This is a genomic window from Dyadobacter sp. UC 10, assembly GCF_008369915.1.
In the GTDB taxonomy this organism is placed as follows: domain Bacteria; phylum Bacteroidota; class Bacteroidia; order Cytophagales; family Spirosomataceae; genus Dyadobacter.
This window is the reverse complement of sequence record NZ_VSRN01000001.1, coordinates 233,542-245,676: the sequence shown is the minus strand read 5'-3', so window position 1 is coordinate 245,676 and position 12,135 is coordinate 233,542. Positions and strand designations below refer to the sequence as shown.

General features: G+C 51.5%; 13 protein-coding genes. All 13 read left to right on the top strand.

Features of this window, described 5'->3' with window-relative positions:
• Positions 1-25 precede the first annotated feature (25 nt).
• The gene (locus FXO21_RS00885; RefSeq protein WP_225865511.1) at positions 26-952 is read left to right on the top strand and encodes a succinylglutamate desuccinylase/aspartoacylase family protein; all 927 of its coding nucleotides are present in this window, start codon (positions 26-28) and stop codon (positions 950-952) included.
• A gap of 42 nt (positions 953-994) precedes the next feature.
• Complete coding sequence (locus FXO21_RS00880) at positions 995-1,810, top strand: SDR family NAD(P)-dependent oxidoreductase (RefSeq protein ID WP_149638328.1); 816 nt, start codon at positions 995-997, stop codon at positions 1,808-1,810.
• 14 nt (positions 1,811-1,824) lie between these two features.
• Positions 1,825-2,883 carry a PLP-dependent lyase/thiolase gene (locus FXO21_RS00875; protein ID WP_225865510.1) on the top strand — a complete coding sequence of 353 codons (1,059 nt, stop codon included), beginning with the start codon at positions 1,825-1,827 and terminating at the stop codon, positions 2,881-2,883.
• A 25-nt stretch (positions 2,884-2,908) separates the two neighbouring features.
• Positions 2,909-3,802, top strand: a complete 894-nt coding sequence (locus tag FXO21_RS00870) for a dihydrodipicolinate synthase family protein (RefSeq protein WP_149638327.1) — start codon at positions 2,909-2,911, stop codon at positions 3,800-3,802.
• Positions 3,803-3,825: 23 nt separating this feature from the next.
• Positions 3,826-4,473 (top strand): RraA family protein, encoded by a 648-nt coding sequence (locus FXO21_RS00865; RefSeq protein ID WP_149638326.1) that lies wholly within the window; start codon positions 3,826-3,828, stop codon positions 4,471-4,473.
• Entirely contained in the window at positions 4,470-4,853 is a 384-nt protein-coding gene (locus FXO21_RS00860; RefSeq protein WP_149638325.1) for a RidA family protein, read from the top strand. Before FXO21_RS00865 ends, FXO21_RS00860 begins: the two co-directional genes overlap by 4 nt.
• Positions 4,850-6,304, top strand: coding sequence for a M81 family metallopeptidase (locus FXO21_RS00855; RefSeq protein ID WP_149638324.1), 1,455 nt, complete (start codon positions 4,850-4,852; stop codon positions 6,302-6,304). The genes FXO21_RS00860 and FXO21_RS00855 overlap by 4 nt, the downstream gene beginning before the upstream one ends.
• Entirely contained in the window at positions 6,297-7,157 is an 861-nt protein-coding gene (locus FXO21_RS00850; protein WP_149638323.1) for an SMP-30/gluconolactonase/LRE family protein, read from the top strand. The genes FXO21_RS00855 and FXO21_RS00850 overlap by 8 nt, the downstream gene beginning before the upstream one ends.
• Positions 7,158-7,229: 72 nt before the next feature.
• Complete coding sequence (locus FXO21_RS00845) at positions 7,230-8,234, top strand: hypothetical protein (RefSeq protein WP_149638322.1); 1,005 nt, start codon at positions 7,230-7,232, stop codon at positions 8,232-8,234.
• A gap of 3 nt (positions 8,235-8,237) precedes the next feature.
• The gene (locus FXO21_RS00840) at positions 8,238-9,173 is read left to right on the top strand and encodes an aldo/keto reductase (RefSeq protein ID WP_149638321.1); all 936 of its coding nucleotides are present in this window, start codon (positions 8,238-8,240) and stop codon (positions 9,171-9,173) included.
• A gap of 53 nt (positions 9,174-9,226) precedes the next feature.
• Positions 9,227-10,018, top strand: a complete 792-nt coding sequence (locus FXO21_RS00835; RefSeq protein WP_149638320.1) for an SDR family NAD(P)-dependent oxidoreductase — start codon at positions 9,227-9,229, stop codon at positions 10,016-10,018.
• Positions 10,019-10,043: 25 nt separating this feature from the next.
• Positions 10,044-10,829, top strand: a complete 786-nt coding sequence (locus tag FXO21_RS00830; RefSeq protein WP_149638319.1) for an HpcH/HpaI aldolase family protein — start codon at positions 10,044-10,046, stop codon at positions 10,827-10,829.
• Entirely contained in the window at positions 10,820-12,070 is a 1,251-nt protein-coding gene (locus tag FXO21_RS00825) for an MFS transporter (protein ID WP_149638318.1), read from the top strand. The genes FXO21_RS00830 and FXO21_RS00825 overlap by 10 nt, the downstream gene beginning before the upstream one ends.
• Positions 12,071-12,135 lie beyond the last annotated feature (65 nt).

Genomic DNA, 12,135 nt, shown 5'->3' with positions numbered 1-12,135 from the left:
TTGCTTCGTAGCTGACATAAACCTATTGAAAACATCAGAAGTGAAAACGGTAATTGAAGGTTTGCAGAAAGGGCCGCACGTACTGATAACCTCAGGCGTTCACGGGGACGAGTATGAGCCTATACTGGCAGCAGGCCGACTGGGAAATTTTCTTGAAGACAAATTGACCGCGGGCAAAGTAACGATAATGCCGCTCGTGAACAGACTGGCCTATGAAAACGCAAGTCGCTTCGGCCCCGATGGATTGGATCTGGCGAGAATCTGCCCGGGTAATGCGGAGGGAAGTAGTTCAGAGCAGGCGGCGGCGATCATCAGTGCTATGATCCATGAAGCTGATTATCTGGTTGATATGCATACAGGCGGGGTGATGTACGACATCTTTCCATTGGTGGGTTACATGCTGCATGAGAACGGGAACATTCTGGAAAAGCAGCGTCAGATGGCACTGGCATTTCCGATCCCGGTGATCTGGGGTACTGAATCCACCCCGAATGGCCGCACCCTGTCTGTCGCGCGAGACGCGGGCGTACCGGCTGTATATCTTGAATACGGGGGAGGTACAGGCATTCGTGAAAAAGTGGTCGAAGGCTATTTTGACGGATGTATTAATCTGCTGCGTAAGCTTGGCATGCTCGACGGCGTAGTGACCGAATTACCATTGCACGAACGCTATTGGGTAGAAGATCCGCGGTTCAACAGCGGGTATCTGCAGGGCATGATGCCTGCTCCGGCTGACGGAATTTTCCAGGCGGAGGTGGCGATCGGCGACCAGGTTGTCGCTGGTCAATGCTGGGGGAAAATACATGATCCGGTAACCGGCGATTCTATAAAAGTGCTGGCAGATGTAGACGGGCTGGCATTTTTGCTGAGAAACCTCGTGAAGGTAAAAACCGGGGATGCATTGGGCGGGATTTTGCCCATTACAAAACCTGGAAAGATTACGCTGACTTAGCGATTTAATTCAAAATACAACGAGTAACCAATATACCTTTTGATGACAGAACCGAAAAAAGTAGCCCTGATCACGGGAGCAGCGGGAGGGATCGGAAGGGCGACTGCCAGAATCCTCGGCGAGCTGGGTTATGCACTGATGCTCTCGGATATTGAGGCCGGAGGATTGCGGAAATTACAGGATGAACTCCATGCTGCGGACATTGCAAATGCATCTTTTCCGGGGGACCTCAACAGTGAAACCTATCGAGAATCGCTGATCGCAGAGACGATTGCGCGATTTGGGAGAATCGATGTGCTGCTTAATAATGCTGCCTGGCGCATAGCCGGCTCGCTCCGGACACTGGACCTGGCGACCTGGGAAAAGACAATCGGTGTGTGTCTGACCGCCCCTGTTTTCCTGGGTAAGGCTGCGGCTGCGGAGATGGAAAAACAGCAGATACCCGGCGTCATTATCAATGTGTCGAGTATCATGGCAGAAAGGCCGTCGGGAATGGCTGCCGCTTACATTGCCTGCAAAGGTGCGCTGGAAAGTCTTACCAAAGAAATGGCGATCACGTACGGACGCAGTGGAATACGGGTTCTTTGCGTTGCCCCGGGCTTTATCCGCACGGAACTAAGCAACGATTACAAAAACCAAAACGGAGAGAATGTGAGTGACCAGCTCATCGCGCAGCTCACCGACTTTATCCCGCTCGGACGTGGCGGCGATGCCGCAGAAGTGGGCCGTACCATTGCCTGGCTTTGTTCCGATGCCGCGTCCTACATTACCGGTACGACAATCACAGTCGACGGCGGGTTTCAGCCGAATTTCAACCCTTATTCAATTAAGAAAATACAATTTCCGGAAGAATTTTGAACGCGAACCAGGTCTTGAACGATCCATTAAACTCTACTTCCCAGCCCGATCGCTTGAGTCTGGGGGAAGGAAATACACCTTTGGTAAGATCCCGCAACATCGGGCCGGCGATGGGTCTGCCGAATCTATATTTCAAGCTGGAAAATCTGAACCCCACCGGCTCCTATAAAGACCGTTTTGCGGCGGCACTGGTGAGCGAAATGGTCGGCAACCGGCAAACCCGCTGTATTGCAACATCGAGCGGGAATACCGGCGCGGCTTTGGCAGCTTATTGCGCTGCGGCACAGATCAAATGCATCATTGCCGTGGTAGACGGCGCTCCGATGCCCAAGCTGAAACAAATGCAGCTGTATGGGGCCGAATTGCTGATGATCGATGGCTTCGGCACCTCGGCGGAGGTAACCAGCCGCGTCATGGACCATCTTGAAAACCTAACCGGGAAACTTAACCGGCCGCTTCCGATCAGTGCCTACCGGTTTTGTGCGTCGGGAATGGCGGGGGTGGAAAGTATTGCGCACGAAATTCTCGATGCACTCGATGGTACTACCGAAATCTTTGTCCCCGCAGGTGGCGGCGGGCTTACGCTGGCGGTGGCGCGTGGAGTAATCGGGAGAAAAGGGCAGGCAAAGGTCCATTGCATTCAGCCGGAAGGAAACGATACCATCGCCACTTCCCTGCGGACGGGCATACCTGCAAAAAGTGTGGGACATTCGACCACCCGGATCAGCGGACTGCAGGTTGCCAGTGTGCTCGACGGCAATGAAACGATCGCAGCCTGTAAAGCACTGGGAGGTACAGGTCAAACCATTTCGGATGCCGCCGTACTGCGCTGGCATAAGGAGCTGGCTTTCCGCGAAGGGATCTTCTGCGAACCCGCCGGTGCGGTGGCGCTCGCAGGTGTGGAAAAAGCCATTTCAAATGGAGAGCTCGATCCAAATGCAAACATCGTTTGCCTGGTCACAGGCAGTGGTTTCAAGGATATGGCCACGGTGGATTCCGGATTTTCCCTGCCGCCGGTTACTCCCGCAGACATAGACAACGCATTTAAAAAACTTGCTCAATTATTATCCTGATTATATCAATTTTAAGTAATACCAAATGACAAATCATACATTCAAAGGTGTGTGGCCCGCGCTGCTTACACCTGTTCACCCCGACGGAAAGCTCAATGAGTCGGAACTCGAAAAGCTGATCGAACTCCTCATCAGTCAGGAAATGGACGGCCTGTACCTGCTGGGCTCCACTGGTCAGGGATTCCTGTTCAGTGAGGAGGAACGAAAATCCATTACGCAGAGAACGGTAAAGATCGCCAACGGGCGCGTGCCGGTGATGGTGCAGGTAGGTGCCATGAATACGGAGGAATCCATCCGTCTCGCCAGGCATGCTGCCGATAACGGTGCTGACGGAATTTCGTCCGTGGGCCCGATTTATTATGCTGGCGGAAGCGAAATGGCTTTCACGCATTACCGCCGGATTGCAGAAGCAACTGATCTTCCCTTCTTTCCATACCAGATCGGCGGAGCTGCCAACCGGGACGTGATTTTGAGGCTGCTCGATCTGCCGCAGGTTAAAGGCATGAAGCTCACTACCGACAAATTGCTGGAAATCGGCTCGATCAGCAACCTTGCAGGGGACAAATGGCAGCTGTTCAGTGGAGCCGATGAGCTGATGTGCCAGGCAGCGATCTGCGGTACCGCGGGTGCGATCGGTTCTTTTTATAACATGTTCGGTCCGACCTGCAAATATATCCGAAGCAGCTTTTTGGAAGGACGTGTATTAGAAGCCCAGGATTTCATGCTTCAGTTCCAGGGGCTCATTGAAAAGATACTTCCCTGCATCTGGACATTTATCGTCCGAGGAATGGAGCTTAAATACGGCATCCAAATCGGTACGCCGAAACCTCCGCTGCTGGCGCCGGAAATGCCCTGGACCGATGAGGAGGTAATCGCCATGATGGATGCGATCGATAGTTTTGGACTCAAAGAAGCGTAGCAAGTCACTAATCTGGATTAAAAATGCTTGATTTTAACAGTTTAAAAGAAGAATTATATGTGGCTGTCGTGGCGGATGTTCTGGATGCGATGGGTTATACCCGGCAGGCCACCCGGATCCCGTTTCATGCCTTTACAGGCGTAGAAAAACTGATGGGACGATGCAAAACCACGCTTTGGGCAGACATGTTCCACAAGGATGCAAACCCATATGACCTGGAATTGAAGGCGGTAGATTCCTGCCAGCCGGGCGATGTCCTCATTGCGGCTGCACAAGGTTCGGACCGCTCCGGCATATTCGGCGAGTTGCTGGCTACGGCTGCCAGTAACAGTGGCTGTGTGGGTACTATCGTACATGGCGCAGTGCGGGATATAGCGAAAATGAAGGAGATGAAATTTCCGGTTTTCGCCACTGGCCGTAATCCTTATGACAGCCAAAACCGCCAGCGGGTGATCGACATCGACATACCCGTGGAAATGGATGGCGTAATCTTCCATCCCGGTGATATCGTGTTTGCAGACGTGGATGGGATCGTCGTGATTCCACAGGAGATCGAGGAACGGGTGATCCAGGCAGCGAAGGAGAAGATCTCAGCAGAAAACCGTACCCGGGATGCCATTAAGAACGGAATGAAAGCAATGGAGGCATATCAAACATTTGGAGTATTATGAGTTCAAAAAAAGTAATAAAAGGAGATAATCTGCCCGTGAGTTCTTTACCATTCTCTCCGGCGATTGTATCGGGAGGACACGTTTTTGTTTCCGGCCAGGCATCGACTGACGATCACGGAAATATTGTGAATGATACATTTGCAGGTGAATGCAGACGGTCTTTTGACAATCTCAGACGCATTGCCGAAGCCGCCGGGGTCACGTTTGACGATGCGGTGCAGGTGCGGAATTATGTTGGAAAACAGGAATATCTGGCAGAGTTCAATGCTATTTACCGGGAATATTTTCAGGAACCTTACCCGGCGCGGACTACGCTGATCGGATGTCTTGGGGAGTTGTTGAAATTTGAGGTGGATGCCGTTTTTCTTCTTCCCGAATGATCCAAAAAAGAGTCGCTTTACTGGGGATCTACCATGAAACGAACACGTTCGCACCCGAGTTAACCGACCTCGGGGCATTCCATCATGGCTTCTGGCTTGAACAGGAGCAGATCCTGGACGAATACCGGGGTGGCCACCACGAGATCAGCGGGATGGCCGGGGTGATCGAACAGGTGAGCGAGCTTACTCTTGTCCCCGTTTTTTATGCCTACGCCACACCGGGCGGAATGGTCACGAAAGAAGCATTGGATTCCATGCTTTCCAGAATGTTTGCACTGTTGGATAAATCCGGGCCATTCGACGGCATTCTGGTGGCGCCGCATGGAGCAGGTGTGAGCGAGCTGCATCCTGATATGGACGGGTACTGGCTGCAACAACTCCGGCTCCGCGTCGGACCGGAAATGCCCATAGTCGGAACGCTGGACCCGCATGCTAATGTGAGCCCGCTCATGGCCTCGTCGACTACGGCTTTGTTTCCCTACCAGACCAACCCACACCTGGATCAGGCGGAAGTCGGCCGGAAAGCAGCCCGGCTGATGGTTTCGATCCTTTTGGAAGGAAAGCAGTATGAGCAGACGTTACTTCAACTGCCGATGGCGATCAGCATTGAGCAGCAGAATATGGCGGAACCTCCCTGTCGTGGCCTGCTCGAATGTGCCGGGCAAGTGCGGGCAGCGTTCAACTTACAGTCTGTGAGCCTGCTGCTGGGGTTTCCTTACGCGGATGTTGCCGAAATGGGATCTGCTTTTTTATTAATATATGAAAAAGGAAATACGGGAATAGCCCAAGCAACCGCACAATTGCTGGCTTATGTTCAGCCGCGACTGGCTACTTTCAATGGTATCAAAACAGCTATTTATTCCCTGATCCCTCAGCTTTCCGAACTTGAAAAACCGGTTTTGCTGCTTGATATGGGAGATAATGTAGGTGGGGGCGGATCGGCAGCGAGTACGCATTTGCTGGAAGCATTTGATGAGGCGCGGCTGTCCGGGATGTTTATATGCATTTACGACCCTGAGGCAGTGAAAGTTTTGGGCCAAAACCCTGAACTCCCTTTTTCACTTCGTGTAGGTGAGACCGGATACAGGGTTTCGGTGGTGAGCAGCAGAATGATCGACGGGCATTTCTCAGAATCAACCCCGAAGCATGGCGGATTTGTCAATTTTGATATGGGACAGTCGGCGATCATCACTACTGCGACCGGACAAACGATCATGCTTACTTCGTTGCGGACAGTACCTTATAGTCTGGAACAATTGCTTTCCAAAGGATTGCGGCCCGTAGATTTCGATTATATCGTAGCCAAGGGTGTAAATGCGCCTATTGCTGCTTACCAGTCGGTTTGTAAAACCATTTGTAAAATAGATACCCCCGGGACCACCGGTGCGGATATGACCCGTTTTAAGTTTTTGCACCGGCGCATTCCACTTTTTCCTTTCGAATATGTTTGAATACCAGGTACAAAAGCTGGCTGACCTCGCATTTTATTCCGAAGGCCCGGCAGTAGGTTCTGCGGATGAATGGTTTGTGACAACGCTTTCGGGCAGGCAGATTTTGCGTGTATTTCGGGATGGTAAAACGGCTGTTTGGGCGCCGGGTGATTGTCCGAACGGGCAGGTCATTTTGAGTAGCGGCGAACATCTGGTCTGTGAATCCAGGTCGGGCAGGATTGCTACCTATCGTGCCGACGGATCATTTGCAGGCTATATCATCAATGGTACTTGTGGTGGAATTCCGGTGCAAACACCCAACGACCTGCTGGTCGACAGCTCGGGGAATCTGTATTTTACAGACTCAATCCGTTCAGATGGGAAGGTTTTTTTTCGAGGCAGCGATGGCATTGAGAAATGCGTGGCCGATGGCATCGACTACGCCAATGGGATCGCATTGAACCGAGGTGAAACCCGCTTGTATGTGGCAGAAAGCTACGCAAACCGTATTCGCGTGTATGATCTGGCAGCGCCCGGGGAGCCGGAGCCGGGTTATTCCTGCATCGGGCTTCCGGCCCATTCCAGTCTTGATCCGGCATGCAATCTGCCCGATGGGCTGGCTGTGGATCGGGAGGGAAGACTTTGGGTGGCGCACTACGGAATGCAGGCCATTCAGATCATTTCTGCCGAGAGTACATGGCTATTTTCGATTGATACGGAACTCCCATTAACCAGCAACCTGGCTTTTATAACCGATACCCCTTCCCGAAAACAGTTGCTGGTAACGGGCGGGTATGGAGAACCGGGTCCGGGGGCGGTGATGCAGATTACCGTTCTTATTAGCCAGAAGTCGTTTCCATTCACTGTTAACTGATTGAATATGCATTTCCCGGGGCAGCGAGCACTTTTTTATTTTTTACTGACATTCCTTTATTCCATTACGCTAATGGCTCAACCAGCCCCATTGACCTGGTCCGCTTTTCCTTCCCTCCCCGACAGTCGCGGTTTTGCAGCCATGTACGCAGGCGTATCGCATGGTACTTTGCTCGCAATGGGCGGCGCCAATTTTCCTGACAAATTTCCGTGGGAAGGCGGCGCGAAGAAATGGTACGATCACATTTATGCATTTTCAGATGGGAAATGGCAGTTGTTAACCGAAAAATTGCCGCAGGCAGCGGGATATGGCGTTACCGTGAGCTATAAAGATCAGGTGATCCTCGTCGGCGGATGCACGTCCGGCGACCATCTTTCTTCGGTATTCAGTTATGAATGGATCAATAATAAACTTATAAAAAAGGATCTGCCGCCATTGCCCGAGCCGCTGGCATACATGGCTGGAAATCTGCTGGGCGATTGTCTGGTGATTATGGGAGGGACCAATTCTCCCACAAGTAGTCCGTTGGCGCGGGCATTTCTGCTCGATCTGTCAAAATCGGATAGAGGGTGGCAGTCGCTGAATGCATGGCCCGGTCCCGAGCGCACTTTGCCTGCCAGCGGGGTGTTCGGAGACCGCATTTTTCTGATGGGAGGAGAGACGACCGGGCTGAATGCATTTGGCGAAAAGTTCAGGAACATTCTACTGGATAATTATGAAATGAAACTGAATTACGCCGACGGAAAATGGAATGCGGCATGGAAGAAAATGGCGCCCATTCCCAGAGGTGTTTCGGCTGCCGGCACACTTCCGCAGATACGTCCCGACCGCATGCTGGTATGGGGTGGCGTGGATGCGGTCACTGCCCGCTACCGTACGCCTCAAACGCACCCGGGCATCGGCCGCTCGATGCTGTATTATTATCCCGGGAATGATACCTGGGAATACATTAGCGATCAACAGGATTTTCCTGCGCGTGTTACGCTGGCCGTGGTGCCTTACCAATCATCCTGGCTTTATATCAGTGGTGAAATAAAACCCGGAATCCGTACACCCACGATTGTAGAAGTGCGCTAGCATATGAAGTACACATCTTTCCATACATACAAAGTTTCGAAGCTGGCGCTGGGTACGGTTCAGCTTGGGATGGATTATGGCATTGCCAACCGCCAGGGCGCCCCCAGCGTAGCGGAAGCCCACGCGTTACTCGCTGCATCGGCTGCAAACGGGATAAACAGTTTCGACACATCCCCAACCTACGGCACTTCCGAAGATGTACTTGGAAGTTATCTGGCCGGAGTTAAAAAAGAAGACATTTTTATCGTATCAAAATTCAAGTATGATACGGATCTGGCATCTGATCTTGAAAAAGTCTGGACAGAAGTTAAAGGGATCGTTGAAAAGTCACTTACGCGGCTTGGAATTCAAAAACTGCCTTTGATACTCTATCACAAAGGAGCGTCCGAATCGATGGAACAGGTCAAAAACGTTGTTCCTGAATTGCTTGACAGGTTAAAAGACGAAAATCTGATCGCGCATGGGGGCATTTCATTGTACTATTCATCCGAGGCCAATGACCTTTTGGCAGATCACGCATTTGAAGTATTACAGATCCCGCTGAATGTGCTCGATCAGGAAATTATTGCAAATGGAACGCTTCAAAAGCTTCATGACAAAGGAAAACTGGTTATGGTCCGGAGTGTGTTTTTGCAAGGGCTTTTCTGGAAAGACCCGGAAGATCTGAGCGGTAAACTGAGCGCAGCAGCACCCTATCTGAAAAAACTCAATCAGCTCGCCGCCGACCACCGTATCACATTAGCTGAACTTGCATTCAGCTTCATCCGGGATTTGGAAACGGTAGACAGTCTGGTGATCGGGGCTGAAAACATCGTGCAGGTAGAAGCCAATATCAGGCTTTTAAATGCACCATTGCTAGCTCCCGAACTGAGAAATGAATTGTTGAAACTGAGTACCGATGTGCCGATCGAAGTGATCACGCCGGCTTTGTGGAACTGATCATAGTTCGGCTAGATGCCGCACGACGATCAATATTTTAAACTAAAAATGATATGAGTGACTTATTTGATCTTTCCGGCAAAGTGGCTGTGGTAACGGGAGGAACGGGGCTGTTTGGTGCGCCCATTTCCGCTGCACTTGCCAGCGCCGGGGCCGAAGTGGTAATCGCTTCCCGTAATACTGAAAATTGCCGGGAATTTGCGCAAACCCTCGTCGATCAGGGCCTGAAAGCCAGTGGCTGGGAACTGGATCTGGCATCCGAAGATTCCATTATCGAGTTTGTAAAAGTTGTTACTGCGCAATTCGGGAAGGTCGATATCCTGGTCAATAACGCCGTTTCGCGTCAGGGATTCAGTGATCTCGAACATATGAACGCGGCCGACTGGGAAGCTGCCCAGCGTGTCAATGCTACCGGACTTATGCTGATTACCAGGGAAGTAGTAAAAGGGATGCGGGAACGGGGTAGTGGCAATATCATCAATATCGGATCCATCCAGGGTGTAGTAGGTCCGCATTTCCCGGTTTACGGTGAAACGGGCATGACTAGTCCTGTCAATTATACTTATGACAAATGGGGGATGGTAGGTTTCACCAAATGGCTGGCCAATTATTACGGCGGGTTCAACATCCGCGCCAATTGCATTAGTCCGGGGGGCTATGGGCCCGGCGTTGAAATGATGGAAGGAAAAGCGGAATTTATCGCGAACTACAAACGACTTACCCCACTGGGCCGGTTTGCCAGCGACCGCGATATCCAGGGGCCGGTGGTTTTTCTGGCCTCGGACGCATCTGCTTTTGTCACGGGACATAACCTGGTCGTGGATGGTGGCTGGACAAGCTGGTAATAACTCAGAAATAAATGTAATGCAGATGAAAAAGGACGATTTGCTAATGAAACTTTCGGAGGGGGCCACCGTTTACGGGACGTGTCTTACCAACTTGTCGTCGCGCTGGCTGCGAACCGTTGAAGGCGCGGAACTGGATTTTGTGTTTCTGGATACAGAGCATATTCCTGCCGACCGGACGAGTTTGTCCGAAACCTGCTGGCTTCTGCGGTACATGGGCATTACGCCGATTGTCCGCATTGCTAATCCCGATCCTGTTCTGGCCGTGCAGGCGCTCGATGCCGGAGCGATTGGAATCGTGGCACCTTACATTGAAACCGTCGCACAGCTCACCGCACTCACGGGGGCGATAAAGTACAGACCTTTGAAAGGAGAATTGCTGGAATCTGCATTGGCAGATACGACCTTGATTTCTGATTACACTTCGAAATACCTGCAGGAATACAATGCAGGGCACTTGCTAATCGCCAACATTGAGAGCAAGCCTGCCCTTGAAAGGCTTGATGCATTGCTTGCTCAGCCAGGTCTGGACGGAGTTTTCATTGGTCCGCATGATCTGTCGGTAAGTCTCGGCATTGCGGAACAATACGATCATCCCGATTTTGAAGAAGCTGTGCAGCGCATTGTCAGCAGCACGCGCAAAGCCGGAAAGCATGTCGGAATTCAGTTCTGGATGGGGCCCGAAATTCAGGCCCGGTGGGCCAGGGAAGGTGTCGATATGGTCATTCACAGTAATGATATGAGCCTGTTCAGCCAAAAATTACAAAGCGATATGCAAGCAATCCGTACCCAACATCTGCTATGCCATTAATTTCCATTGAAAAAGGGTCACGGCGTTATGCCTGGCTGGTTGTCGGACTGCTCAGTGTCGTGGGTTGCCTCAATTACCTGGACCGGATGATGATCACGACCATGCGGTTCTCTATAGTCGAATCCATACCCATGACCGATGCGCAATTTGGGCTGCTAACCTCCTTATTCTTGTGGATATATGGGTTTCTGAGCCCGATGGGCGGATTTTTGGCCGACCGGTTCAAGCGTTCCTGGGTAATTATTGGTAGTTTGTTCGTTTGGTCGCTCGTGACCCTGCTCACATCTTATGTTACTACCTATGAAGGGTTATTACTGACACGGGCTTTGATGGGCATCAGCGAAGCCTGTTACATTCCGGCGGGATTGGCGCTGATCATGGATTATCACAAAGGCACCACCCGTTCGCTGGCCAATGGGATCCATATGGCGGGCATTATGATCGGGCAGAGCCTGGGTTTTGTGGGCGGCTGGCTGGCCGAAACGCATAGCTGGAATTACGCATTTTTGTCTTTCGGATTGTTCGGCATCGTGTATGCTCTATTCCTCGCCGTACTGCTGCGGGAAGCGCCTAAAACTGAAGTTCAGCCCGACCTTCACCCGGAGATGGCGCCAGCGGATGCCGGTCTGGATTTGAAACGAGCCATCCGGGCGTTGGTATTTAACCGGCAGTATATTACCACGCTGCTGTTTTGGGGAACGGGAGGCATTGTCGTCTGGCTGGTTACGGGGTGGCTGCCGACCTATTTTAAGGAACATTTCAACCTCAGCCAAAGTATGGCGGGGGTATATTCCACCGGCTATATTTATACGGCGGCACTGTTAGGTGTACTTACAGGAGGCGTTTTGGCTGATCGCTGGTCAAAACGCAGTCCTCGGGCCAGAATGCTGGTTCCTGCGATCGGTTTGCTGATTGCCGCGCCGGCTATCTTTTTTGCAAGTATGGCCGATACCCTCGCATTTGCTTTGCCTGGTTTTGTGGCATTCAGTTTTTTCCGGGTTTTTCTGGATGTAAACATGATGCCCATGCTCACGCAGATCGTGGATCGCCGGCTGATTGCCACCGCCTACGGGATTCTCAACTTCATTTCCTGCCTCGTAGGTGGGGTGAGTCTTTACGCCGGTGGCTGGTTGCGGGATCTGAATGTCGATGTGGGACTTCTTTTCAGAATATCTTCCATTTGCATGGTGGTGATGGCTGCATTGCTTTTTACACTCAAACCCAGGTCGGATAAATTTTGACAGGCATCAGAGGAATATTCAGCAGAGTTTACTGATTATTAAAACGTTGATGCATTATTGCGCAG